The sequence below is a fragment of the Cognatiyoonia sp. IB215182 genome, assembly GCF_033963905.1.
In the GTDB taxonomy this organism is placed as follows: domain Bacteria; phylum Pseudomonadota; class Alphaproteobacteria; order Rhodobacterales; family Rhodobacteraceae; genus Yoonia.
Window position 1 is genome coordinate 248,830 of sequence record NZ_JAXBMB010000001.1, and the last position, 25,442, is coordinate 274,271.

A 25,442-nucleotide genomic window follows, 5' to 3' on the forward strand; every position below is an offset into this window, starting at 1 on the left:
CTCTTCGCTCTGTGCGCGAAGTGTGGAGGAAAATCAATGGGGCAAACGCTGCGGCCCTGCTTGCATGCGCGCGGGCGGCCCCCTAGAAGCACCCCGATAAATCAGGAGTGTCGCCATGGGTTTCAAAATGGGTATCGTCGGGCTGCCGAATGTGGGCAAATCGACCCTGTTCAACGCGCTGACCAAGACGGCTGCCGCACAGGCCGCGAATTTCCCGTTTTGCACGATTGAGCCCAATGTGGGTGATGTGGCGGTGCCCGATGCGCGGCTCGATAAGCTCGCGGCGATTGCCAGCTCTAAACAGATCATCCCGACCCGGATGACGTTCGTGGATATTGCGGGTCTCGTGAAAGGGGCGTCAAAGGGGGAGGGGTTGGGCAACCAGTTTCTGGCCAATATCCGCGAATGCGACGCGATTGCCCATGTGCTGCGCTGCTTTGAGGATGACGACATTACCCATGTCGATGGCCGCGTGGACCCGGTCGAAGATGCGGATGTGATCGAGACTGAACTGATGTTGGCCGATCTGGAAAGCATCGAAAAACGCCTGCAGAACATCGTCCGCAAGGTGCGCGGCGGCGACAAGGATGCGATCCAGCAGGAGCGGCTGATGAACATGGCCAAAGAGGCATTGGAGAACGGCAAGCCTGCCCGGACGGTTGAAGTGGACGCCGAGGATGCGAAGGCTTGGCGCATGCTGCAGCTTTTGACGACGAAGCCTGTGCTTTATGTCTGCAACGTGGAAGAGGACAGTGCCGGGACCGGCAACGCCCAATCCGCGCGCGTGGCCGAAATGGCGGCGGCGCAAGGGAATAGCCACGTGGTGATCTCGGCCCGGATTGAGGAAGAGATCAGCCAGCTTGATCCCGAAGAGGCCGAGATGTTCCTAAGCGAGATGGGTCTGGAAGAGCCGGGGCTCGACCGGCTGATCCGTGCGGGCTACGACCTGTTACACCTGCAGACCTACTTTACCGTCGGCCCGAAAGAGGCGCGCGCCTGGACGATCAAGGAAGGCACCTCCGCCCCGCAAGCCGCAGGTGTGATCCACGGCGATTTCGAACGCGGTTTCATCCGGGCCGAGACGATTGGGTACGACGATTTTGTCAGCTTAGGTGGGGAGCAGGCGGCGAAAGAAGCGGGCAAGATGCGCGCGGAGGGTAAAGGCTACATCGTCAAGGACGGCGACGTGATGCACTTCTTGTTCAATACCTAGGGTGGGTCAAACCCACGCGCGCCCTCAAGCCGGTTCCGGAAGCATTTCTTCCCAATGCTCACCCATGGCGACGATGCAGGATGTGCCGTTCGCGTAGTTCTGCACAATCGTCCAGTCACCATTACGGGGCACGATCCAGATTTCGATCAGCGCTTCTGGGCCGCGGATGCCGCGGGCCTGTTGGGTGGCACCGACCACATGTTCAAGCTGATGCTGCAGCCGTGCGGTGTCATCGCAGATGACGTCGGTCAGACGTGCCTGCGCACTTGTCGCCAGCGCAAGGCAAACCCCGGATATCAGGGCGATTCTTGTTGTCATGACTGCACGCCTTTTCCTCATCCAGAAAACTGTAACAGATTTATGACAACGCGCCTATGCCAAAGAGGTGAATACTCTGTTCCCGTCGCGGCATCTTTTTGGACCTGCGGCATTTATGGCCAAAGTGCAGCACTCGCGCCGGAATAAATGGCCGGGAACTGATGGTGGTATTCCTAAGCGTGCGATCCCGTTAACACAGAGCTTGGGGGTGCCATATCGAGGGACTTTTCATGCGATATCTGCACAAAACCGCGCTTTGCGCAGCGGCCTTTGCCCTGGCGGCCTGCGATGTTTCCGGCCTGAGTTCGCAAGCCTATCCCGGTCGCACGCAATACCAGTTTCTGAGCGCGGATCGCGAGATGATCCATACCTATGCCTGCGTGCCTAGCGAGACCGAGCAGCGGACGAAAAACCGTGCCGCACAGGCCCATCGCTATGTTGATGAGGCCATCAGGTCCGCGAAAACGCGTTTTGCGCCACAGGCTGGGTTTGGCGGCGGATTAGGCGCGCGGGCCGAGTTGAACGCCGAAATCTCACGTATTTCGCAACAGGCCGAAGCCGAATATCGCTGCATCATGCTGAACCGCAAAAACGCCTAATCCTGATCCTTGCGCAGCCGCTTGGCGATCTTCGCGGCGCGCGCAGGCGGCAGGGTCGGGGTGGCATCGCGCATCTTTTGCACCTGCGCCTCGGCCCCCGCGATCAGCCCGGAGATATGCGCGGCCTCTGGCATGTTTTTCCAGTATTTCTTGGGCATCTCGGAGGTCATCGCCTGCACCTTCAACCGGGCCGGATTGAAGATATTGCAGAAATAGGTGCCCCACAGCGCCTCGGCCCCATCTTCGGGCAAATCCGGTTTGGGTTGGCCGGGGTGGAATGACAGATGCCCGTCAACAAATTGCGCGGTGACGTCAGGCGCGGCGATCATCCAATCCATATCGGCAAAGCGTCGGGCGAAGAACGGCGCTGTTGGCTCGACCGTGTGATGCGTGGGCTCAAACCACGCGGCAAAGCTGCGCCGTTCGCCGCCCTGACGCAGATCGCGAAACCGCACGAACGCCTTCATCTTGTGCTGGCAGCGATGCACCGCCTTTTCCATCTGGCGCAGCTTGGCCAAGCCGGGGTCCGCGCGATCCTGCATTAGCCCCGGCTCATGCCGCAGCCGCCAAAGGAGCGCATAGGCCCGACCAAAGCGCTGCGGGTCCTTGTGCCAGATCACCGTATTGGCCATTGCGACAAAGCTTTGCGGTGCCTTGATCCGGCGCGTCACCGGCGGCAGCGGCGTCGCTGTCGCGAAAAGCGCGCCCATCTCGCCCTCATAATCCCAGAGGATATCGTCGGGTGAGACGCCCGCGCCGATCAGCCGTTTGGCGGCATCGCGCCAGGCGATATCGGTGCCGATGCGGGGCAGGGGGACAGTGTACATGGTCAAAACAGACTCAGTTGTTTGGGCGGCTGGGCAAATTGCGCGCGTAAATGGGCGCTGTCGGTCAGGGCACCTGGGCTCCAATCCCGTGCTGTTATAAAGGCGCGGGCTTTCTTTAATGACGCGCCGAGGCGCAGAAGGTCTGCATAACGCAAGCTGCGGTGCGGCCGCGTGCTGAGGATACGCCCGACACTGCGCGTGCCAAATCCGGGCACACGCAACAGCATCTCTTTGCTGGCTTTATTCACATCCACCGGAAAGACCGCACGGTTCTGCAGGGCCCAGGCGAGTTTGGGGTCCATCTCTAGATCGAGGTTCCCGTCCGGGCGCGCCGCCGTGATCTCATCCACGCCAAACCCGTAGAACCGCAGCAGCCAATCCGCCTGATAAAGCCTGTGTTCGCGCACCAGCGGCGGCTTGATCAGCGGCAGTTTGATCGTCGCGTCCGGGATTGGCGAAAAGGCCGAATAATAGACCCGCCGTAGCTTGTAATTGCCGTAAAGCCGCGTTGAGTGCTCCAGGATCGTGGCATCGGTCGCCCCATCTGCACCGACGATCATCTGTGTTGATTGCCCGGCCGGGGCGAAGCGTTTGGGACGCTTGCCCCGGTAACTCCGTTCGGTCGTGGCCGCCTGATGTGATGTCACATCCCCCATCGCCTTGCGGATGGTCGCGGGGTTCTTTTCGGGCGCATAGGCCCGCACGCTTTGATCGGTGGGCAGTTCGACATTGATCGACAGCCGGTCTGCGTAAAGCCCAGCCTCTGCGATCAGTTCCGGTGCCGCGTCGGGGATCGTTTTGAGGTGGATATAACCGCGAAAATGCTCTTCCCGCCGCAATCGTTTGGCAATGCGCAGCATGTCCGCCATGGTCGCATCGGGCGAACGTATGATGCCGGAGGACAGAAATAACCCCTCTATGTAATTGCGCCGGTAGAATTCGATTGTCAGCGTGATGACCTCATCCACGCTGAACCGCGCGCGCCGCACGTTCGACGACACCCGATTGACGCAATAGGCGCAATCATAGATGCAAAAATTGGTCATCAGGATTTTCAGAAGGCTAATGCACCTCCCGTCCGGCGCATAAGCATGACAAATGCCCGACCCTTCGGTGGAGCCCAGCCCTTTCCCATCACGACTGTCGCGCCGCACCGTCCCGCTGGACGCGCAGGAGGCGTCGTAGCGGGCCGCATCGCTGAGGATGGCGAGTTTTTGTGACAGATCGAGACCGGCCATATGTTCATGTTATGTTCTCGTCCTTTATGGTGCAAGCGAGAACGCCGCCGACCGGTGCAGATCATCAACGGTGAACCCGATGTCACCTTCGCAAAGCATTCCGGGCCCGGCCGAGCAAGCACTAGCTGGCAAAGGTCTGTGTCATGAAGTCTTGCGTCTCCTGATCCAGTGGGCCAGCGCGTTCGCTTTGGCCAGTACGACGCCCTTTCCAGGACGTGCTGATGCCGCGGCAATGATAGAACTTGAAAGGGCCACGTGGTCGAAAAATGCGGCGATTGACGTTCTCCAGACTATGAACCGACCAACACATTCGCCCCAAAAAGCTGTTGGGCACGATACAGTACTTGTCCGCGCAGGCCCGGTTCGTCCTGTCGCTCAAAACGTGATCGGCATGGCGCAGTAAGCCAGTGCTGTCCGCAGCAAAGCGCCAGGAACCCGCAATGGGCCGGTACTTGATGATGGACTGCGCGGTGGCATCAAAAATGCTGCGCCCCTCAGGTGCTGTGAACAGCTCATCAATATCGCACAACAAGACGGCCCGTGCCCGCGCAAAAAACCGATCTCTCGCAAGGTTCAGGCAAGTGGTTTGGAGAAACTTCGCAAATCCAACACGATTCGAGCTTTTTGGCGCAGGCCCATGCCGAAGCGGCACTTCCAGCACGTCAGCAACCGCGATGCCCGGCACATCCGATATGGTCCGAGCCAGCGCATCTGAATCGTATTCTGTGCTGCCATTGTTCGCGATTAGCACGGCATCAGCGCCATGATTGCGCTGATGCGCCAGCACCCAATCCCTGATCCACATCAGGTTGTCATTCCGAACCATCGTGTAAATCACATTCCGGTCTGCGAAGCGTTCAGTCGCGGCCACATTGATTGGTAGCTCAATCGCTCCGTTTGGAGTGTCGAGTTGAAAGGAACGACCCGTTGGATCAGCCCCAAAGTCAAGACGATCAAACCGTATGAATGATCGGCGCTTCGGAACAATATCTTCAGCGCCCAGACGAAATGTGCAACGCCGCAATACCTTTTCAAAGTTGAACATCTTCGGCAGGTAGAGCGAAAGAAGCCCACGTTCCGGCTGCCAAATGCTGTCGTAGATGAGGGTGTCCGCGTCATAGCGATCCCAGAATGCCGTATCATGGATCTTCGACCCGGGCGGCGCAATCCGGCGACCAAAGACGGGTTCAGGGGCCTTGATAGTTCCCAATCTGTGAATTTGCGAAATCATTCCTGGTTCAATTGCATTGGTGTCCGCCGTGGTAGCAACCGATTTTTGCGAGCGAGCCATGCGGCACGCCGAAAATAATTCATTGCTTTCAGCCGATAATGCCGCAAGCGGTGATACCATTTGAACTTTCCAACCAGCGCAAAGTTCGTGCCGGTGATCGAACTGACATTGCCGTCGTCGACATGGCTGGAAAACGGTTCTAACCCAAACTGCCGGAAGTCATGTTTGAAGAACCGGTTGAGCTCATGATCAAAGGCGCGCGTCTGCGGCCAAAGATTTGGCAGGATCCGCTGCGCCACATCCTTTTTGAGAAGATAGGTCGCGTTGCCGGTGAACGGGCCAATATAGGCATTTAGTGTGTAGCGCCCCAAACGCCCTTGGCTCACCGGCAATTTGGCGCGGACGCAATTGAAACGCAGCGTGTCCCAATGGGCGGAACCGGCCAGGGCAATATCGAGGCTGTCCAGAAAATCATCGTGAAAAATCACGTCATCTTCGAGGATCAGGGCGACCTCACGGTCCGAGGCGACAAAGGCCTCCCAAACAGCGATATGGCTGGCATAGCATCCCATCTTTCCGGGCAGGATCGGGCTGCCCATGTTGCGTGCATAAGCTGCGGCATCGGCGCGTTTAGCCAATGCATCTACATGGTCTTTGCCGTAAATGGCCGGAAAACGCATGTAATTCAGGCCCATCGCGTCAAGCTGGCGTTCCATGTTTGCACGCCGGTCGGCGTCCCGATCAAGGTTGATCAGCCAGATGCCCAGATCGGCACGTGTCAGTGGCTTAGCCATCCAGATCGGCCCAACGCAATTGCGTGTTTCGTGTCAGCGCGCGGGTCAGTGTTTTACCGACGACCTTGTCGAAATCGTATCCTGCAATCTCTCCCGAACCGGGGCGTCGCGCCCAGATATCGGCCTCTGTGATCACATGGCCGGCAGGCAGGTCGCGATCCGCGACAACCGAGGCGCGGGCAAAGCGATAGACGTCTTCCTCAGCGCTCGTCCGTTCTTTGGGATTGTTGAGCGCGATGTGGATTTCGCGTGACCGATCAATCAGATGGCGCAGCTCTGCGGGGTCCATCGAATTGATGATGTCCGGCCCCTTGCGGTAGCGGGTGTCGGTGTAGTGCCGCTCAAGAATAGAGGCCCCCAAGGCGACAGAGGCGAGTGCCATTTCGGGACCTATCGAATGATCGGAGAAACCCACCACGGCATTCGGAAAGGCATTTTTCAGTTCGGTCACGCCCTGTAGCGACACGATCTCGGGCGGCGAGGGGTACAGGTTCGTGCATTCAAGCAGCGCGTAGTCGATCCCGGCATGATCGAGGATATCGACGGAAGCGCGAATCGTTTCGATACTCTGCATCCCCGTCGACATGATCACCGGTTTGCCCATGCGCGCGATGTGGCGGATGAGCGGCAGGTTATCCGCCTCGCCCGATCCGATCTTGAAGGCGGGCACGTCAAGGCTTTGCAGGAAGTCGGCGGCTGCCCGGCTGAAGGGCGTGGAAATCCAGATCATGCCGAGGCTTTCGGTATAGCGTTTCAGTTCGGCCTCTTCGTCGAGCGACAAAGCACAGGCGGCCATCACATCCCAGATCGACACATCGGCATTGGGCGGAAAGATTGATTTGGCCTCATCGGTCATTTCGTCTTCCAGGATATGGGTTTGGTGCTTGATCATCTCACAACCCGCACCGGCGGCAAGACGCACCATCTCTTTTGCCACGTCCAGATCGCCACCATGGTTGATGCCGATCTCAGCAATGACAAGCGGAGGATGTGCGGGTCCAATCTGGCGACCAGCAATTTCCATGAGACGGCTCCTTGCGGCATTTTCTTGCGGCTTGTGTAGGGCGTTTGCCGGGGCAGGGCAATTGCGTGCCATTGCAATGCGGCGTTGCTTGGTCCAAGTGGATGGGGAAGTTTCCAGTCTGGCGCCCGTCATGATCCGTAGAATATTTGAACGACTTGAGCGTAAAGAGCGCGAGCTTCGCAACTCATTCGGTCATGACATCACGGATCCTCGCGAAAGGCGGCGGTCGTTGTGGCATCTCAACTGGCTTGACCATGGTATCCTTCGGACGTTCTGGCACAATTTTGAAGAGTTCGCGCCAGGCGCCTATCGGTCTAACCACCCCAGCCACCGCCGGTTTGCTAAATATGCTGGGATGGGGATCAAAACGGTGTTGAACCTGCGCGGGAAAGCAAAACAACCCCACTACCTTTTTGAGGTCGAAAGCTGTGAGCAATTGGGGCTGACCCTTCACAACAACCAGATGGCTGCACGCCGCGCGCCGACCGTCAATGAATTGACCAGACTTCTGGACTTGTTCGATCGGATTGAACGCCCGTTCCTAATGCATTGCAAATCCGGCGCGGACCGGACGGGTCTTGCGGCTGCACTGTTTCTGATGGTCAAGGAAAATGTCCCGCTGAAGGAGGCCCAAAAGCAGCTCAGTTTCCGCTATCTACATATTCGTCGAACTGAGACCGGCATCCTTGATCATTTCCTTGACACTTACGCCTCAAGGAACGCTGAAAGCCCCATCGCAATCGACGCATGGATCAAGACGGAATATGACCCTAAAGCCCTGACCGCCAGTTTCGCGGCCAAGCGGGCGGGACTGAAACCATGGCAAGGTTGGTTCTGAGCAGATTGTGCTGGACCGCCAGACCAACTTTTTACCCCGTCGCGCGACAAGACCTCACGTCTCTGTGTCCAGGGTACTAAATATCACACCCACCGCTGATCAGCCTGTCTAAGCTACCTGCAAAGCAACATGTCAATGAGGTCTTGGTCATGTCGGTTAGCGTCAACGGAGCCAATCCCACCACAGCGCAGATGCAAGTCTTTGATACGCAAAGCGATGCGGCCACGAATGGTGAAAAAACCGATTCAAGCAGGTTTTCCGTCCATGACGGGAGACGGCCGCCCATGTCTCTGCAAAACATGTTCAACAAAGCGGTCTCGGCCTTCAAATGTGTGCTGTCCGCGCTGACCTTTTCTGCATGCCGCAATGGTTCGACACCGGTCGAGCGCCTGCCGCTCGCTCTTGATAATTCGGGGCAGCCAACACTACCCGCGGCGCTGGACAATACCGACAGAGACGCCGCACTACGCATATCGACCTTCACGCAGCGCAGCGACGAGGTGTCAGAACTGCCACCACGACAGGGTCCGAGGTTCTCTTTCTTCTACAGCAACGACAGCGAGACAGCGAGTTCGCTCTCGATTGGTGTAGGCGATGCCTTTTATGGAGAAGAACAATTCGAGAAACTGATGGCGAAGGCTTGGAAAGATCCTGCAGAAGACGTCGCACAACCTGCGAAACATACAGAACAGCGGATCGAGCCTGACACCGAAATTACGTTCACGACGAACCTGTTGCAGCGATCTGGTGCTTCTGAAAAGCGGGATGAACAAGACGATGGCATGCAGCCTGTCGCATCTTCAAAGGTTAAAACATCAAGCAATCTGCTGTGGGTTCCCGAAAGCAGAGAGGACGACATATAGCGTAATGATGCCGTCGCTCCCTTCGGAGACGCGGCTTCTGAACATCAGATAGTCCTGAGGCTGGCGCTGAGTGCAACTTGGACAAGTTGTGGAAAGGGTGGCCAAGCAAAGACGCAGCGCAAGAGCGGAACAAATCTCCCGACGATCCCGAAAAGTTGCTCTTGCGTCGTTGGCAGCCGCGACTTTCGGGTAAAGTGCTGGGTGTCGACGCCTCTATTGCTGAGCAGTTAAGGGACCGTACGTTTTCCCTGCGGGGAAGGTTTTGGTGGGTGGATGCGAACGATCATTCCGTTCCAGCTGGCAACTGGACACCATCTGCGATCTGCTTGCCCAGAAGGTATTCGATCACGTCCCAATCAAATGGGCTATCGACATCAAGCCCGCGTTCATTCGGTACGACCAGCGGGATGACCCGCCCCTCAAAAAGGCTGGCCGCCCTGCGCAGGTATTCTGGCTTGACCACATAGACGAGGCCGACATGGTCATAGACCATGGGCGCTTGTTGGCGCGCCACGACCCCATGCGGCAAGGGTTTTGAGACATGCAGCGCGCCGTCCGCATCGGTCTCTAACATGTTGAAATAGGGATTCTTGCGGCTTTCGCAGCACGACATCACCATATCCGGCTGTTCGGCCGCAAAAAGATCAAGGCCCGCCTCGATATCCTGGGGCAGTCGCAGGGGCGATGTGCAGTCGAGATCAAGGAATGCATCCGCTGGGCCGGTCTGCTTTTCCACCTCGCCCAAGGCATGTTGCCAAACATGCCATTTGGCCGCCGTATCCGTGGCCAGTTCCGCAGGGCGCAGCCCGATATCCAGACAACCGCGCCGGATGGCATGGGCATACATTTCTTCGGAATCGGTCGAGACGACAACGTGATCGACCCTGTCACATGCAAATAGCTGATCGAGCGACCAATCGATCAGATGCTTGCCATGCAGCATGCGAAAGTTCTTGTTCGGCACACCCTTACTGCCTGCCCGCGCGCCGATATGTCCGATGATCATCGCTGCCTCCTGCTTGTGGCGACAGATGTGGCGGAGGCGGCGTCAGCGGTCAATGCAGGATGAGGGTGGGCTTGCGCCAAATTGCCATCAAAAGGTCTTAAACATCGCTACGCGCGATGGTCCTGATCGACGCGCATCGCTGTTTTGAAGCCATTTACCAAGCCTTGCCCATACGGAAGCAAATCTGACCTATTACCCTAATTGGATCATCTTTTCGCCAAATTGGACACATAGCCCCTTCGCCTATGCGATTGGCGCTCGAAGGGAAGCGAGCGCCAACACTATTATAGGGTTACGATTTATGAAGACACTTCGAAAACGAATGACTCTGGCTGCATGCCTTGCCACTACCCCATTGGCGGCCCTTGCAGATCAGGTCACGATCTCAAGCAAAGACGGAGCGGTCTCGATCACAGGTGAACTTATTTCATTTGATGATGAGGTCTTCGTGCTGGATACCGATATCGGCCAGCTGCGTCTGTCGCGCTCTGCAACTGATTGCACCGGCGCGGCCTGTCCCGTTCTGACCACCAATCTCGACATGGCTGTTGCCGTGAACGAACCGAAGACAGCCAGCCTCTTGCAGGCGATGGTCAATGGATTTGCCGCCTCGCGGGATCTGACTGGCCTCTCGGTGCCGGGCAGCAACGGGGTTGTGGAACGCATTGATCTGCAAAACTTCCAGACCAACAGCACCGCTGGCTCTGTCGATGTAAACCTTGAGCCGACGAACGCCGCATTCTCACAACTGGTGGGCCAGCAGGTTGATCTGACCATCACCAAGGTGGCGGTTCCTGCGGCGATTGCGGAAAACGTCGTTGCCTCCGGCGGCACCGACCTGCGTGATCTCAGCCGCGAGCGTGTGATCGCGCTTGATGCGATTGTGCCGATTGTGCACCCGAATAACCCGATCCGCTCGGTCTCGCTTGAAGAGCTTGCGCTGATCGCGTCAGGCCGGATCCGCAACTGGTCGGAACTTGGTGGCGACGATCTACCCATTCAAATGCTGCTGCCCGCCGAAGGCTCTTCGCTTGATCAGGCATTCACCGAACTGGTGCTTGATCCCAACCGGGTACGTCTGCGCCGCTCGGCCCAGCGTGCGGAAAGCGAAAGCGCCGCAGCTGCCGCCGTGGCCGCCAACGAAGGTGCGATCACCGTGACCAGCCTGTCCGAGGCAACCGTCGGCGAGGTGCTCCCCATTCGTCAGACTTGCGGTCCATTGGCTTACGCAACCGATTTCGCCATCAAGGCAGAGGAATACCCGCTCAGCCGCCGTGTCTTTGCCTATACCGGCGATGCGGTGCAATCCTCGACCGGCAATGATTTTGTCGAATTCCTCACCTCACCTGAGGCACAACCACTGATTGCTAATGCCGGATATGTCGACCAGGTCGTGATCAGCGAACCGATCAGCCTGCAAGGGACACGCATGACATCGGCGATCCTGTCGGCGAGCACCGCTGCGACGCTGGGCCTCGTGCAGAACTTCTCGCGCGATCTGGCTACCGCTGACCGTCTGTCAACGACGTTCCGTTTCACATCCGGTTCGGCGCGGCTCGACAACAAATCGCTCGAAGACGTTCAGCGTATGGTGGACTTTCTGAACAGCGCAGAGGCGCGTAATCGCGACATCCTGATCATCGGCTTTACGGATGATGTTGGGCGTTTCGACCTCAACGAACGTCTGGCTTTGCTGCGTGCAACTTCGGTCCGCGATGCCCTTGCTGCCGCAATCGGCGGTGACGTGCTGGTCGGCCGGATGTCAGTGTCTTCCTATGGACCGCTTGCACCTGTGGGTTGTAACGAGACAGCAGATGGACGTGAGAGTAATCGCCGCGTTGAGATCTGGCTGCGTTAAGCGGCCATTAAGCCAGCGTCACGAAATTGAACAAAGCCCTGCGCGATGGATGCGCCATCCCCAGGGCAGCAAGTGAAGGAACACTTGATATGAAACGCAGAACATTACTTGGCACCGGTTTGGGTGCCATGGTGGTCGCAGGGGCCCCGGCGCGCGCGCAAAGCGCGGTGGCCCTGTCGCTGATCACCGACCGCCCGGCATTGGCCCAGGCCCTCGCAGATCGCGTGGCCCGGACCTCTGGCGGTGCTGTTCAGATCACCGTCCAGCCCAGCCCATCTTCGGATGCGGCAGGCTTTCTTGCAGCGGTCGCCGCAGGCGATGCCGACATGTATTTTTCGGCTGAAGAGGCATTCATCGAAACGAACGCTGCCTTTGGTATCTTTTCGTCCATGCCCGGCGGGATGAGCCCCAGCGAGCTTGAATCCTGGGTACAGGTCGCCGATGGCCGCTTCATGTGGGACATCCTTGGCGAGGAATACGGCGTCAAATGCTTCATGGCAGGCGACGATGGCCCGATGCCGATCTGGTCCAAGGCTCCGATCTCCGGACTGGGTGATCTGACCTCGGGCCGTGTCGGCTCTGTCGGGTTGGGGGCGAACGTGATGCGCACGCTTGGCGCATCTGACGTAACCGACATCCGCGCAAGCGGTGCCGATCTCGCCTCGCTTGATGCGTTTGAGGGCCTGAACGTGGCGCAAATGGCCGAAGCCGGTCTGCTTGGTACGTTCCCTTATATGACGACGCCCAATGCGGGACGCCCGGCCTCCGCGCTGTCCGTCGGTTTCAACCTCGACACGTGGAACGGTCTATCACCCGAAAACCAGATGCTGATCGAACGCTGCATCATGGCAGAACACGGCAACAACCGCGCGAAGGCCATGCATGACAGCGCACTTGCACTGCAGGCCGCAGGCGTTGCGGTCACAGCGCAGGCCATGCCGCAGGATATCTGGGACGCACAGATCTCAGCATCGAACACGACGATGCTCGACATCATCGAAACCGGCGATCTGGGTGCCGATATCGGCGACGCCTATCTCTTCTTCATCGGCGATGTCGCCGGTTGGAGCGAGATTGGCGAGGCCGCATTCTTCCTTGGCCGCCAGGGGGTGTTGACGCAATGACTTCTGAGATGAAAGAGACACCGATGGTGCAACCGCAATCCAAAACCCTGTCGCGTCGCCGTGCCCTTCTGGGCGGTGGTGCAGCGCTGACCGGTGCTGCAGCCTTGGCCACACCGGCCATCGCACAAGGCGCGCCGCGCACAATTCGCATGGCGACATCCTGGCCCGCCGGTCTGGGTGGCCTGGCTGACAGTGCCGCGCGCGTGGCCGAGGGTATCAACGCGGCTAGCAGTGGCCGTCTGAATGTTGAGATCTACTGGGCAGGCTCGCTGGTCCCACCTTTGGCTGTGCATGACGCTGCCAGCGCGGGTGAGATCGAGATGTATCACTCGGTTGATTACTACTTCCAGGCCAAGCACCGTGGCTTCAACTTCTTCACCACCGTGCCGCTTGGCCTAACGGCCGTGGAGCAGGCGGCTTGGCTGAAATACGGTGGCGGGCAAGAGCTGTGGGACGAACTGAACGCCGTGTACGGTGTGAAGGCCATGCCCATCGGTGGGACCGGCGTGCAGATGGGCGGTTGGTTCAACAAGGAAATCAAGAGCGTTGCCGATTTTGAGGGTCTGACAATGCGGATGCCCGGCCTTGGCGGTCAGGTGATCGCGCGGATGGGCGCCAACGCGGTTGTCCTGCCCGGCGGCGGCATCGTTGAGGCGCTTTTCGAAGGTACCATCGACGCAACCGAATGGGTCGGCCCCTACAACGATCTGCAATTCGGCTTCCAGAAGCTCTTGTCGACCTACATCTATCCCGGCTTTCACGAGCCTGGCACGACCGCTTCGCTGGGGATGAACCTTGATTTCTGGAACAGCCTGTCGGACGTGGATCGCGAAGTGATCCAGATGATCAGCGATGCTGAGGTAACGGCCCATACCGCCGACTATTACGGCAACAACGGGCTGGCGCTGGTGCAGTTGTTGGCGGAAAACGGTGTGCAGCCTACACGTCTGCCAGAGGATGTCTGGAACGAACTGGCCCGCGTTTCGTTCGAAGTCGCCGCCAGCGTCGCCGAAGACGATGATATGGGGCGGCGCATTTTCGAAAGCTATGATGCCTACCGCACCTTGATCGGCTCTGCCGGTCCGATCAGCCAGTCCGAATACCTTGCAAAGCGCGGGGCGCAGGACTTGTTTGCCGAAGTGTAACAGGCTGGTCTGATTAAGACTTTTTGCCGGGGCCCTTCCATTGGAAGGGCCTTTGGTTTTGCGCGCTGTCACTGACGATCTGGTCGATCTTGGCGGCGCGGGTTGCCGGACGTTTCGCGTTCAAAAGAATCTCCAGCGCGCCGCGCTTGACCGAACGTGGAAACGCCTCCCAGTTCTCTTGTGCGCCGTTTCGGGCGGCAAATGCTGCGGCCAAATCCGGGGGCACCACCAGATTCTCCACATCATCCAAAGCGGTCCAGGATCCATCCGCCTTGGCTTGTTCGACTACAGCCAAACCGGCCGGATGCATCAGGCCGGCCTCTGTCAGGCGCGCCACCTTCTCCTTATTGACCCGGCTCCAATTGGATCCGCGCTTGCGCGGGCTAATATAGAGCATCGTGCGCTGATCATCTTTGGCCCGCGGCAGGCTATCGACCCAGCCAAAGCACAGGCACGTATCAACAATCTCAGCGACAGGAATGTAGCCGTCGGGCGCGCCCTTCTTCATGGTCACTAGCCAAATACCTTTCGCCTGCCGATGATTGGCGGCCAGCCAATCACGCAAGGCGTCAACGCTCTGAACCGCAACTTCGGGTGCATCCACAAGCGCGCGTCTGGCCAAAAAGTATCTCCATCAGGTCATTCTGGCCGCACTTTAGCCCGAAGCCTCCGGGCTACCAGTATAAACTAGGCGCTTGCCAATCTGGCCGAGATGTTGGGCAGAAGGTCGACGATCTTGTCTTCATCGAACTCTACCTTGGGATATTTGGCGCGCGGGAGGATCAGCGGCTTTCCGGTTCTGGAAAGATACGCGTTCTCGAAGGCGGACTGCAAACTACCACCTGCGGCAAAGTTGGCGCCGTCTGCGTCGCGGGGATCAAACATGTCCGATGAAGTCATGATCGTCTCGAAAGTCGTCCGACCCCGCAAGATCATCCAGCCTCGGAAATCTTCGAACGCATCATCCGAGCAGCCATCCTCCAACAAATACGCGAGCCCCCAGATGTCGGCTCGGTAGGCCGCAACAAGATAAGACTGCATCATCTTGCCCGCATCGCGTATGGCTTTGCCGGTATAGCCTACCAACCGCTCCTCGATCTTCAGGGCCGTCTCGATCTCGGAGTCGCATTGCGCGCGCGCCATGATCTCCCAAAACAGGTCTTCCGACATCGGTGTCTTGTCGGGTGGCGGCAGCTTGGGCTTTTTCTCGGTTCGTAATTCTTCTTTCCACAGCGCGATTTGGGCGCTGTGCTCATTGGCCACGCCGTAATGCGCCGCCCACTGTTCGAATGCCTCTACCGCGTCTTGGGCGCTCTGCTTTTTCGTGTCAAAATCTTTGGCCATATCGCGTTGGCCCCAATCCGGCACAGATCGGGGCGCACACTTTTCCTGCTGCGCCTGAGACATTCCATCATATCGGTCCACAGCCTTTCTCACGCCGAGAAAATAGCGGAACACGTCGATATCGGTCGCCACACCGGCCCGCCAGATCTGCGCCGCACTCTTTTCATGCCCAGCGTCGGCCAGCATATCGACTATCTTTCTGTAGGTCTCCGACAACCCAGCGGTGCAGATGTTCGACATGATGTCTCTTGCAACCAGATGGGCGCTGTTGTTGTCGAGATGTTGCTGCGTCACCCAAATAAACAGATCAGGGCTTAGGTCGAAAATCGGACCTTGTGTTAATTCGAGCGGCGTATCCGCATCACCGGAATCTCTCTTTTGCGACAACAGCACAAAGCAATCCTGCTGGTCCTCAAACAAGCCTTTGTATTCGATATCGAGAAGATCGGTAACTGCGGTTGAGAGCATGCGTAAACGTCCCGTTGAAACGCCATTCTCGATATCGACCAAACCTGTCAAAACTATGTCTTCTGGGTCGGGCATGCTCCCAAGCCGCCATTGGTGCGGCCCATGGCAACGTCATTCATGACAGTGAGTCATCCGTTATCCCAAGAAGGGTTCGGTGATGGCCATGATGCGTATTTTGAACAGAGCTGCCCAGCGTCATGACCGTCGCCAACTATCCCATGTCGTCTCGTTGCCGCCCCAGCAAAGCCGCTAATCGCGCACGCCCGCGATTGACCCGGCTTTTGATCGTGCCGATGGAGACACCGCATGTCTGCGCCGCGTCCTGATAAGACAGACCGCTCGCCCCGATCAGCACAAGCGCCTCGCGCTGTTCGACGGGCAGCATGCCCAACGCGCGCTCAAAATCGATCATGGCGATATAGGTATCGCCGCCCGGATGGCCCACAAGCTCTTCGGCAAGCGGTTCAACCGGCACGATCTGCGCGCCCTTTGTCTTGCGCAGGTTGGTGTAATGCGTGTTGCGCAGAATGGTGAACAGCCATGCCCGCAAGTTCGTACCAGGTCTGAAGGTGTGAAAGCCCCTCCATGCTTTCTCGATCGTGTCCTGAACCAAATCATCAGCCGAGACGGCATTGCGCGTCAGGCTGCGTGCAAAAGCGCGCATTTCGCCCAAGTGGGTGATGATATCTTCGCGGGGGTCAGACGCCCGAAGGGCTGACTTCAACCCTCATGCTCCAGTTCTCTTTCCTCGGCGCGCAAACGGGCAAAGAGCGCGTGAAAGCGGGCGGTGACGCCCTGTTTGACAATCGCCTGATAATAGCGCCGGACATCGTCATCAGTCGCTTTGTCCGTTTGGGTGCCTGTATCATGCCTTCTGGCCATCCGGGTCTCCTGTCGGGTTTTTTCGTTTACCCCACTTGAGCCCGATATGACGCCAGCATTCTTAATGAAGCGTTAATCGGTTAATCACGCGTCCCGGCAAAGCGCTCTGACCAAGCGGATCGCTGCTCATCAGTGATTTTGTCGAACTGGTTGTCCGGCACCGCAAAGGCATGCCCCGCTGGCAGTGCCGCAACTGCTGCTGCGACGTCGTTGGGCCAGCGGTCATCCTCCGTCTGCATCGCAGCCAGCATCGCGGCGGAGGCATCGGGGATAAAGGGTGCTGACAAGACCGCGTAGATGCGGATCAGGTTCAGCCCCAACCGTACCTGCATGGCTGCCGTTTCCTGGTCCGTCTTGAAGGTGGTCCACGGCGCGCTGGCCTGTAGATATTCATTGCCCAACACCCAGATCGCCCGCAGCTCTGCTGCCGCTTTGCGCACTTCAATCGCATCCATATGGCCCTCATAGGCACGGATGCGTTTCGTCAAATCGGCGATCAGCTGCTCTTCAGCCGGGCCATAGGTGCCGCCCTTGGGCACCGCCTCGCCGAACTTCGAGCGGCAAAACTTAGTGATCCGGCTCACAAAGTTGCCGAGCACATCGGCGAGGTCCTTGTTCACATCCGTCTGGAAGTTTTCCCAGGTGAATTCCGCGTCCGAAGATTCCGGCGCATGCGATAAAAGCCACCAGCGCCAATAGTCTGACGGCAATATCTCAAGTGCCTGATCCATGAACACACCACGCCCGCGCGACGTGCTGAACTGGCCGCCATCATAGTTGAGGTAGTTGAACGACTTGATGTAATCGACCAATTTCCACGGCTCCTGAGACCCCAGAATAGTGGCCGGGAAGCTGAGCGTGTGGAATGGTACGTTATCCTTGCCCATGAACTGGGTGTAGGTGACATCGTCCGCACCCTTGTCGGTGCGCCACCAGCGTTCCCAATTCTCTCCCTTGCCCGCATCCTGCCATTCCTGCGCGCAGGCGATGTATTCGATGGGCGCGTCGAACCAGACATAGAACACCTTGTCTTCCATGCCGGGCCAGTCTTCGTCGCCTTTCTTGACAAGGATGCCCCAATCCAGATCGCGGGTTATCCCCCGATCCTGCAAACCGTCCCCGTCATTGAGCCATTTCTTGGCAATCGAAGTGGTCAGAACCGGCCAGTCAGTCTTGCTGTCGATCCATTTGGCCAGATCATCCTTCAGTTCCGACTGACGCAGGAACAGATGCTTGGTCTCGCGGACCTCCAGATCGGTTGAGCCGGAGATTGTCGAATGCGGATTGATCAGATCGGTCGGGTCCAACAGCTTCCCGCAATTGTCGCATTGATCGCCGCGCGCGCTGTCAAACCCACAATTGGGGCAGGTGCCCTCAATATAGCGGTCCGGCAGAAAGCGCCCGTCGGCCACCGAATAAACCTGCTCCTCGGTCACTTCCTTGATCAGCCCAAGCTCTGCCAAACGGCCCGCAAAAGCTTGTGTCAGCTTGTGGTTCTGCAGTGAGGATGAGCGCCCGAAATGATCAAAGGACAGCCGAAACCCATCGGCGATTTCCGATTGCACTTGATGCATCTCGGCGCAATATTCAGCCACCGGCTTGCCGGCCTTCGCAGCGGCCAATTCCGCTGGGGTGCCATGCTCATCCGTCGCGCAGAGAAACAAGACCTCATGCCCCCGTTGGCGCAGATACCGCGCGTAAAGATCGGCGGGCAACTGACTGCCGATGAGGTTTCCAAGATGTTTGATCCCGTTGATATAGGGAATGGCAGAGGTGATCAGATGGCGGGCCATTTGTGCTGTCCTGAACGATTTCCGCCTATCTAACGGGGCAGGGCGGCGGTGACCACTGGTGTTTTGATGCCCGCAGCCCTAAATACCGCTGCAAGCCACCCAATCAGGAGAGTGATGATGAAACGGCTGATCCCCGCCTTGCTGAGCGCGAGCCTTGCAAGTGCTGCAAATGCCCAGGATTTCTATGTGGGTGGTGGTATTGATTATCATTTCCCCCATTCGGGTGACGATCAGGTGGTCACATCCCTCATCGCAGGGCTTGAGATGGATGCGGGTCCTTTTGCGATCAGCGGCGAGGCCGAATTCGGCGCGCGGATCGCGGGTGATAATGACTATGACACCGCACGGGTACGTGGCCTCATCAGCTATGACTGGCGTGACTATGCGCTTCATGTGAGCGGCGGGATCACCGAATACTACTTCGATGATGACAATGCAGGCGGCTACAACTTCGGGCTTGGGGCTGCGCGCGAGATCAACGACACACTCGCCATCCGCGGCGAGCTGATCCGCGATTTCATGGACAACACGTTTACTGCCGCCGTGACAACATCGCGGGTCGCGGTGATCTATAAGTTCTAGCGACGGCGGCAAGATGAAAACCATCGGTGTACTCGGTGGCATGTCCGCCGCGTCGACGCAGCATTACTATGCCGAGCTTTGCCGCCTGACCCGCGCGCGGCTTGGCGGGTTGCATTCGCCGCAATTGCTGATCCGCTCGCTCGATTTTGCCGAGATCGAGGTTCTGCAGATGCGGGGCGATTGGGAGGCGGCAGGTGAGGTCCTCAATCAAGAGGCGAAAAGCCTCGAACAAGGCGGTGCCGATTTCATCATCCTGGCCACCAACACCATGCACAAACTGGCCGATCAGATGATGGCGGGGGTCTACATCCCACTCCTGCATATCGCCGACGCCACAGCCAGCGCGATTTCCGCCGCCGGATTGCGGCGCCCCGGTCTGATGGCGACCGCCTTCACGATGGAGCAGGATTTCTATACCGATCGGCTGAAACAGGCCGGTCTTACACCGGTTCTGCCCGATGACGCAGACCGGGCCGAGACCCACCGCATTATCTATGAAGAGCTCTGCAAGGACATCACCACGAAAGAGAGTGAGGTTGCCTATGTTGCAATTGCTGCGCGGCTGGCCGATGCGGGGGCCGACAGCCTGATCCTCGGCTGTACCGAGGTCGGAATGCTACTCAATGAAGCCAATGTGCCGGTTCCCGTTTTCGATACAACGCGCATCCACTGTGCGGCGGCACTCGATCAGGCCATGACTTCATAATCTGGCCGGACGTTCCGCGCCAGCCCGATCACATTCAGCGTCATTCACCTGTTGCCGGACAACCAGTCCTTCCGGCCAGACATCGGTATAGGTCACGCAAATCACATCCCCGATTGAGACGTCCCCGGTGACACTTATCGCACGCATGCTTACATTCCGGTCGCCCAGTGTGACCCAGATATGATTGCCCTTTAGTCGATGGGTCCGAAATTGCCGCAATTCGGTCTGCACAGTTACATAGCCGTGGCTCTTTGCGCCAACAGGTCGCACGGAAAGAACAACGACTGCGGCCACGGTCAGCACAGCAAGATAGGTCGGCCAGTGGCGGGTCATTTGCGTGGTCAGGTCCTTGGTCTTACGCGGTTGTGCATATCTCTGGTTGTGTCCTACGGTCAATCCACCCGCCAAAACCCAGATGCTCTAGCGCTCGCGGCTGCGGCCCAGAAGCCGCCCGATCCCGAATGTAGTACGCGGCGCATAGACATAGCGGGTCCGTTCCTGCGGCGCATCGCGCTTACGCATGCGCGCCAGTCCAAAGACCACCAGCACAACATGCCCGACCGAAATGAAGTAAAAGAGGGCCGCGGGCCCGAACGCCGCAATCAGGGTGGAGGTGGTAAGCGGTGCCGCGATGGCGCCAAGTGCGAAAAAGAACATCAGTGCGGCGGATAACTCCACCCGCTGCTCTGACGTGGCAAAGTCATGGGCGTGGGCGGTTGCGACTGAGTAGATCGGGAACGTGGTTAGCCCGAAAAGACCCGCCGCCAGCATAATCAACCCGGTGCCTTGCCCAGACGACCAGATCGTCACCCCGCAAGAGGCGACAGCAGCCACCGACAGCCAGATCATCACCCAACGCCGATCAAACTTGTCGGCAAGCCAGCCCACAGGATACTGCGCCAAGGCACCCCCTGCCACGAAGGCCGCCAGGAATGTGCCGATCTGACCGGCGCTCAGGCCGACCTCTTGTCCATAGATCGGGCCAACCATGCGGAATGACGCGCTGGAAAGCGCCGCCACGACCACGGCCGCAACTCCTAGGGGAGAGCAGGTCCATGCCAGCCTGGGTCGCAACCGTGTGGCCTTGGGAGTCACCGGTTGTGGCACGCGTGTCAATGTCAGCGGCAAAAGCGATGCGCAGCACAGGATCGTCAGGATATTGTAGGCGATATAGGTTTCCAGACTGGCCAGCGCCCCGATCATGAATTGCGCCACAAAGGACGCGCTTGTATCCGCAATACGGTAGCTCGCCATGGCCCGCCCACGCGTCTGATTCGTGACCTTAGCCTGCAACCAGGCCTCAATGACCGTGTAGCATCCGGCCACACAAATGCCCGACCCGATGCGGAACAGCGCCCAGAACCACGGATCGATGACCAGCACATGTGCGGCCAGCCCAATTGCGCCCATCGCGGTACAGGTCGCAAAGGCGCGGCTATGGCCGACGCTGCCCATCAGGCGCGGCGCCCACCAGCAGCCAATGAAAAACCCAAGAAAATGGGCCGAGCCCAGAATGCCCACCTCGGCCTGTGTAAAGCCCGCATCCAGGCCCGTCAGCGCATCCAACGGCCCCACGCCGCCCGATGACAATTGCAGCAACGCAACCGACAGAAAGAGTGCAGCAAAAGACAAAACAACGCGCATGATCCGCCTATGCGCCGCTTTTCACCGAGTCGCTAGATACCAATCGACAAGCGATGTCGCCTTTGCACCCTTGCCCTCGACCGTGGGCACATTAGGGTCCCGCGAGACAGCGGAACAAAAGGCAACGACATGCAAAAACTCCCCCTCGGTCGCAGCGATATCATGGTCAGCGAGTGGTGCCTGGGCACGATGACCTTCGGCAACCAGACGCCTGAAGATGACGCGCATCATCAGATCGATATGGCGGTTGATGCCGGGATCAACTTCCTCGACACGGCCGAGATGTACCCGGTCAACCCGATCCGGGCCGAGACAGTGGGCCTGTCCGAGCAGGTGATTGGCAACTGGATCGCCAAGACCGGGCGGCGGGATGAGATCGTGATCGCCACCAAGGTCTCCGGCAACAACCGCGGCTGGGTCCGCGAAGGGCGCGGCTATGACGGCGCGGTCATCCGCGAGACGGTTGATGCCTCCTTGAAGCGGCTGCAGACCGATGTGATCGACCTCTATCAGATGCATTGGCCGATCCGCGGTTCTTATATGTTCCGGCAGAACTGGCATTACGACCCGTCCAGCCAGAACCGTCAGGAAACGCTCGATCACATGATCGATGTGCTCGAAGCGCTGGATGAAGCCGTCAAAGCAGGCAAGATCCGCGCCATCGGCATGTCCAACGAAAGCGCCTGGGGCATGACGAAATGGATCGATCAGGCCGAGGCGGTGGGCCTGCCGCGTATGGCGTCGGTGCAGAACGAATACTCGCTGCTTTGCCGACTTTACGACACCGATATGGCCGAGATGGCGGTAAATGAGGACGTGACCCTTTTGTCCTTCTCGCCGCTGGCGGCAGGGATCCTGACTGGCAAATACCAGAACGGCCAGGTGCCCGAAGGCAGCCGTATGGCGATCAATGGCGATCTTGGCGGGCGACGGTCACCCCGGGTCTTTGACGCCACACAAGCCTATCTGGACCTTGCCGCTGAAAACGGTCTTGATCCCGTCCACATGGCCATGGCCTGGCAACGCACGCGGCCCTTCCCGGTCTCGGCGATCTTTGGGGCCACCACCTCTGAGCAGCTCAAGCAGATCCTCGGCGGCAAGGATGTGGTGCTTTCCGATGACGTGGTCGGTGCGATTGATCAACTGCATCAGGCGCATCCGATGCCCTATTGAACAATGGCGCGCCCGACGTGGGGTCCGTTATCGGTAGAAGGCTGGATCCGTATCAGAAGATGAGAGTGGAGCGTGCAATGCGCGGCACCGCATCGGGCCAAGCATGACGTCCCGGATCAGCGTTTCGTGTAGATGGCAATCAGGAATTCTGAAATGCCGGGTCTCGTCGGACGCCCGCCGCCACAATTACGGGCGGTTAAGTCGTGATGGCTGGGCGGCGGCGCCGTATGTCGGATTGATTTGAATGTCGGCTTTGCCCGTTTGTTGAATTGCGGATCTATGACGAGATCGAGCCGACCTTGTTTCCTAGGCCGGCTCCTCCTTAACTCGATCACGTTCCGTCAGGATGTGTAGAAGGCGTTGTAGCCAAGTGCGACGTCCAGTGAGACACCCGAGATTGATGCGCCGGCGTCGCCGGCAAGAAACACCGCGGTGTTCGCAATATCCACGGGGGCCAGGGCGGGGCGATCTCCGACGGGTAGCATTGGGTTCAGCGCTGCGTCCTGCTCAGCGGCAGTGCTGAGACCCATCGAGGCGATCTGTGCTTCGGATCGATACATTGGCGTATCCACAGGGCCGGGTGCGATGGCATTGACCGTGATGTTGTCAGGTCCCAATTCGATGGCAGCTTGCTTGGTGAGGCCGATCACTGCCCACTTGCTGGATGTGTAAGCACCATTGCCCGGAACACCCTGCCGACCGCCGATGGAACTGATCGAGATAAGCCGACCACCGCCCCGCTGGCGCAGTGCGGGCGTCGCAGCGCGGAAGGTGTTTGCTACACCCCAGACATTTACGTCGAGAACGCTTTTCCAATCCAACTCGCGCCCATCGGCAAAGCCGTGCCAGCGCACATAGCCTGCGTTTGCCACTGCGATGTCGAGACCACCAAAGCGCGAGATCGCTTGGGACACGGCTCCATCCAGATCATCCTCGCTTCGGACGTCGCCCCGGATTTGCAGCGTGTTGGGGTTGATAGCGCGCACCGCTTCGAACGCCGCATCGAACTCTTCGCTGTTAGCAATCCGGAACCCCTCGACCGGCGGCACAGCGGATGGGTCGGCAACATCAAGCATTACGACGGCGGCGCCGTGGCGGGCATATTCCTCGGTGATGCTGCGGCCGATCCCGCGGGCGGCGCCGGTTACCAGGGCCACTTTGCCTTCAAGCATACCGGACGGGGTGGTTTGGGCGAAGGCGCCCGTTGCTGCGGCAAGGCTTGCGCCGGCGGCAGCGGCCCCAGCGATGCCGGAAGTCAGAAGGTTGCGGCGGTTGGTGTCGATTTGATCAGTCATGTCTTTGCTCCTTGGTTTTGGGCCTCGGGCCCGTTCATGTCTGAAGCGAATATGCGACCATTGCCGTTGTTCGATAATCCGCTATCTTCTTGATAGGTCGTTAAGTCAGGCTAATGAATGAAACGAACGGATCTGGATGGCGTACTGCCGCTTCTGGCGGTTGTGGAGCATTGCAGCTTTCGTGCGGCAGCCAGCGCCCTGGGCGTCACGCCCTCTGCGGTCAGCCAGGCGGTCAAACAGCTAGAAGAGCGTATCGGCGTGCCTCTCTTGACGCGCACGACCCGGAGTGTGGGGCTGACGCAGGCTGGTCGCGTCTTTGTAGATCGCGTACGGCCAGCGATGGCCGAGGTCAGCGATACACTGGCATCGATCCGCGAGTTCGGAGAGCGGCCCTCGGGCCTGCTGCGCATCAATGCGCCGCGCATCGCATATCCGGTTATCTTCGAGCCGATCCTGCCCGCCTTTCTGGACGCCTACCCGGATGTTGAGGTCGAGGTATTCCTCGATGACGGCCTTGCTGACATCGTACGGGACGGCTTCGACGCCGGGATCAGGCTTGGGCAGATGGTGGCGCCAGACATGATCGCGCGGGCGCTGACGCCGCCCTCACGCATGGTGATCTGTGCCTCCCCGCAGTATCTGGCAACGTATGGCACGCCAAAGACACCGGACGATTTGGCCCAACATCGGTGCATCAACTTCCGCCGTCCGACGCAAAAGACGATCTATCACTGGCGCTTTGTCGAGAGAGGCGAAGACCGGCATGTGCCCGTCTCCGGAGCTGTGACTGTCAACGACCCAAACGCAAAAATGCACGCCGCCCTTGCGGGGTTGGGGTTGGCCTATGAGGTTGGTCCGATTGTGCAACCTCATCTTGATCGCGGTGAATTGGTTCAAGTCTTAGAGGACCATCTGCCGGATATCCCGGGTTTTCACATCTACTATCCGGGCCGCGCGCAGATCATGCTCAAGCTGCGTGTATTCATTGATTTCGTAGTCGAAGCACTCCGCCAAACAAAATTCTAGTGTCAAAACTGAACGCAAGCATTTGCCGTACAGCGACATGTCAGCAAGCACGAGTTCTTGGCGGGCTTTCGTCATCGACCTCTCCACCGATTGCACATGTCGCGATCCTGCACTTCGTGGCAGCGATCCCAACGCGTGCATTGAAACAATTCTCACAGGTTGCGCGAGAGTGTCGTGAGATTAGCTGCTATGGACCGGCAACCAACTGAAAAGGGTGCAGGATTGTGGAAGTATCTGTGCCGAACTGAACAAGCGGGCCTACGCAAGTGTTTCCGTATTTGTGTCAATCAATCCTTCTGCGATCTATTGCGGCGCAGAATGCGTGATTTTGCAGTGATGATGTCACGGTCTCGCCGTAATTGGCGGAGGTCTTACCGCTGAAACAGGCGCTAACGACGATATGAGCGAGCTTCATTTCGATTCAGGCTCCGGTTGGCCTAACCAATTGGGT

Annotated in this window: 26 protein-coding genes; 11 read left to right on the plus strand and 15 right to left on the minus strand. The window is 58.5% G+C overall.

Annotated features, from left to right (window positions below):
• Window positions 1-115: 115 nt before the first annotated feature.
• A complete protein-coding gene (gene ychF / locus SLH47_RS01265) occupies window positions 116-1,213 on the plus strand; it encodes a redox-regulated ATPase YchF (protein ID WP_320237481.1) in 1,098 nt (365 codons plus the stop codon).
• Between the two features lie 24 nt (window positions 1,214-1,237).
• Here the strand turns inward: ychF and SLH47_RS01270 are convergent, their stop codons facing one another.
• Entirely contained in the window at window positions 1,238-1,531 is a 294-nt protein-coding gene (locus SLH47_RS01270) for a hypothetical protein (RefSeq protein ID WP_320237482.1), read from the minus strand.
• Window positions 1,532-1,761: 230 nt separating this feature from the next.
• Here SLH47_RS01270 and SLH47_RS01275 point away from each other — a divergent pair, with 230 nt between their 5' ends.
• Window positions 1,762-2,130 (plus strand): hypothetical protein, encoded by a 369-nt coding sequence (locus SLH47_RS01275; protein ID WP_320237483.1) that lies wholly within the window; start codon window positions 1,762-1,764, stop codon window positions 2,128-2,130.
• Here SLH47_RS01275 and SLH47_RS01280 read toward each other — a convergent pair.
• The 5 genes from SLH47_RS01280 to SLH47_RS01300 all read right to left on the minus strand — a co-directional run bounded on the left by SLH47_RS01280 (window position 2,127) and on the right by SLH47_RS01300 (window position 7,244).
• A complete protein-coding gene (locus SLH47_RS01280) occupies window positions 2,127-2,957 on the minus strand; it encodes a TIGR03915 family putative DNA repair protein (protein ID WP_320237484.1) in 831 nt (276 codons plus the stop codon). The two genes, SLH47_RS01275 and SLH47_RS01280, sit on opposite strands and share 4 nt — an antisense overlap.
• A 2-nt stretch (window positions 2,958-2,959) precedes the next feature.
• The gene (locus tag SLH47_RS01285) at window positions 2,960-4,195 is read right to left on the minus strand and encodes a putative DNA modification/repair radical SAM protein (protein WP_320237485.1); all 1,236 of its coding nucleotides are present in this window, start codon (window positions 4,193-4,195) and stop codon (window positions 2,960-2,962) included.
• A gap of 121 nt (window positions 4,196-4,316) precedes the next feature.
• Window positions 4,317-5,426, minus strand: a complete 1,110-nt coding sequence (locus tag SLH47_RS01290) for a hypothetical protein (protein ID WP_320237486.1) — start codon at window positions 5,424-5,426, stop codon at window positions 4,317-4,319.
• Window positions 5,423-6,220 carry a glycosyltransferase family 25 protein gene (locus tag SLH47_RS01295; RefSeq protein WP_320237487.1) on the minus strand — a complete coding sequence of 266 codons (798 nt, stop codon included), beginning with the start codon at window positions 6,218-6,220 and terminating at the stop codon, window positions 5,423-5,425. Before SLH47_RS01295 ends, SLH47_RS01290 begins: the two co-directional genes overlap by 4 nt.
• Complete coding sequence (locus tag SLH47_RS01300; protein WP_320237488.1) at window positions 6,213-7,244, minus strand: N-acetylneuraminate synthase family protein; 1,032 nt, start codon at window positions 7,242-7,244, stop codon at window positions 6,213-6,215. Before SLH47_RS01300 ends, SLH47_RS01295 begins: the two co-directional genes overlap by 8 nt.
• A gap of 130 nt (window positions 7,245-7,374) precedes the next feature.
• Between SLH47_RS01300 and SLH47_RS01305 the strand changes: the two genes are divergently transcribed.
• Both SLH47_RS01305 and SLH47_RS01310 read left to right on the plus strand, forming a co-directional pair.
• Complete coding sequence (locus SLH47_RS01305) at window positions 7,375-8,082, plus strand: tyrosine-protein phosphatase (RefSeq protein ID WP_320237489.1); 708 nt, start codon at window positions 7,375-7,377, stop codon at window positions 8,080-8,082.
• A gap of 149 nt (window positions 8,083-8,231) precedes the next feature.
• Complete coding sequence (locus tag SLH47_RS01310) at window positions 8,232-8,945, plus strand: hypothetical protein (RefSeq protein ID WP_320237490.1); 714 nt, start codon at window positions 8,232-8,234, stop codon at window positions 8,943-8,945.
• Between the two features lie 283 nt (window positions 8,946-9,228).
• On the opposite strand, the gene SLH47_RS01315 is transcribed toward SLH47_RS01310, so the two are convergent.
• Window positions 9,229-9,951 carry an acylneuraminate cytidylyltransferase family protein gene (locus tag SLH47_RS01315; RefSeq protein WP_320237491.1) on the minus strand — a complete coding sequence of 241 codons (723 nt, stop codon included), beginning with the start codon at window positions 9,949-9,951 and terminating at the stop codon, window positions 9,229-9,231.
• Window positions 9,952-10,273: 322 nt separating this feature from the next.
• Here SLH47_RS01315 and SLH47_RS01320 point away from each other — a divergent pair, with 322 nt between their 5' ends.
• From SLH47_RS01320 to SLH47_RS01330, 3 genes are all read left to right on the plus strand, one after another.
• Window positions 10,274-11,809: a phosphate ABC transporter substrate-binding/OmpA family protein gene (locus tag SLH47_RS01320; RefSeq protein ID WP_320237492.1), complete on the plus strand. Its 1,536-nt coding sequence runs from the start codon at window positions 10,274-10,276 to the stop codon at window positions 11,807-11,809.
• Between the two features lie 89 nt (window positions 11,810-11,898).
• Window positions 11,899-12,933, plus strand: a complete 1,035-nt coding sequence (locus tag SLH47_RS01325; protein ID WP_320237493.1) for a hypothetical protein — start codon at window positions 11,899-11,901, stop codon at window positions 12,931-12,933.
• 8 nt (window positions 12,934-12,941) lie between these two features.
• Entirely contained in the window at window positions 12,942-14,078 is a 1,137-nt protein-coding gene (locus SLH47_RS01330) for a TRAP transporter substrate-binding protein (protein ID WP_320237494.1), read from the plus strand.
• Window positions 14,079-14,091: 13 nt separating this feature from the next.
• Here SLH47_RS01330 and SLH47_RS01335 read toward each other — a convergent pair whose 3' ends face one another.
• The 5 genes from SLH47_RS01335 to metG form a co-directional block, all read right to left on the minus strand.
• On the minus strand, window positions 14,092-14,700 hold the full coding sequence (locus SLH47_RS01335; protein ID WP_320237495.1) for a YdeI/OmpD-associated family protein: 609 nt from the start codon (window positions 14,698-14,700) through the stop codon (window positions 14,092-14,094).
• A gap of 65 nt (window positions 14,701-14,765) precedes the next feature.
• Window positions 14,766-15,965, minus strand: a complete 1,200-nt coding sequence (locus SLH47_RS01340; protein ID WP_320237496.1) for a DUF4240 domain-containing protein — start codon at window positions 15,963-15,965, stop codon at window positions 14,766-14,768.
• A 136-nt stretch (window positions 15,966-16,101) separates the two neighbouring features.
• The gene (locus SLH47_RS01345) at window positions 16,102-16,614 is read right to left on the minus strand and encodes a sigma-70 family RNA polymerase sigma factor (protein WP_320237497.1); all 513 of its coding nucleotides are present in this window, start codon (window positions 16,612-16,614) and stop codon (window positions 16,102-16,104) included.
• The gene (locus SLH47_RS01350; RefSeq protein WP_320237498.1) at window positions 16,611-16,772 is read right to left on the minus strand and encodes a hypothetical protein; all 162 of its coding nucleotides are present in this window, start codon (window positions 16,770-16,772) and stop codon (window positions 16,611-16,613) included. Before SLH47_RS01350 ends, SLH47_RS01345 begins: the two co-directional genes overlap by 4 nt.
• Before the next feature lie 80 nt (window positions 16,773-16,852).
• On the minus strand, window positions 16,853-18,565 hold the full coding sequence (metG, locus tag SLH47_RS01355; RefSeq protein WP_320237499.1) for a methionine--tRNA ligase: 1,713 nt from the start codon (window positions 18,563-18,565) through the stop codon (window positions 16,853-16,855).
• 117 nt (window positions 18,566-18,682) lie between these two features.
• Between metG and SLH47_RS01360 the strand changes: the two genes are divergently transcribed.
• On the plus strand, window positions 18,683-19,147 hold the full coding sequence (locus SLH47_RS01360) for a hypothetical protein (RefSeq protein ID WP_320237500.1): 465 nt from the start codon (window positions 18,683-18,685) through the stop codon (window positions 19,145-19,147).
• Window positions 19,148-19,160: 13 nt separating this feature from the next.
• A complete protein-coding gene (locus tag SLH47_RS01365) occupies window positions 19,161-19,853 on the plus strand; it encodes an aspartate/glutamate racemase family protein (protein ID WP_320237501.1) in 693 nt (230 codons plus the stop codon).
• Here SLH47_RS01365 and SLH47_RS01370 read toward each other — a convergent pair.
• A complete protein-coding gene (locus tag SLH47_RS01370) occupies window positions 19,848-20,186 on the minus strand; it encodes a hypothetical protein (RefSeq protein WP_320237502.1) in 339 nt (112 codons plus the stop codon). The genes SLH47_RS01365 and SLH47_RS01370 overlap by 6 nt on opposite strands.
• An 87-nt stretch (window positions 20,187-20,273) precedes the next feature.
• The gene (locus SLH47_RS01375) at window positions 20,274-21,497 is read right to left on the minus strand and encodes an MFS transporter (protein ID WP_320237503.1); all 1,224 of its coding nucleotides are present in this window, start codon (window positions 21,495-21,497) and stop codon (window positions 20,274-20,276) included.
• A 129-nt stretch (window positions 21,498-21,626) separates the two neighbouring features.
• Here SLH47_RS01375 and SLH47_RS01380 point away from each other — a divergent pair, with 129 nt between their 5' ends.
• The gene (locus tag SLH47_RS01380; RefSeq protein ID WP_320237504.1) at window positions 21,627-22,670 is read left to right on the plus strand and encodes an aldo/keto reductase; all 1,044 of its coding nucleotides are present in this window, start codon (window positions 21,627-21,629) and stop codon (window positions 22,668-22,670) included.
• Window positions 22,671-23,011: 341 nt separating this feature from the next.
• Here SLH47_RS01380 and SLH47_RS01385 read toward each other — a convergent pair whose 3' ends face one another.
• Entirely contained in the window at window positions 23,012-23,965 is a 954-nt protein-coding gene (locus SLH47_RS01385; protein WP_320237505.1) for an SDR family oxidoreductase, read from the minus strand.
• A gap of 117 nt (window positions 23,966-24,082) precedes the next feature.
• On the opposite strand from SLH47_RS01385, the gene SLH47_RS01390 reads away from it, so the two are divergent.
• Complete coding sequence (locus SLH47_RS01390) at window positions 24,083-24,991, plus strand: LysR family transcriptional regulator (RefSeq protein ID WP_320237506.1); 909 nt, start codon at window positions 24,083-24,085, stop codon at window positions 24,989-24,991.
• Window positions 24,992-25,442 lie beyond the last annotated feature (451 nt).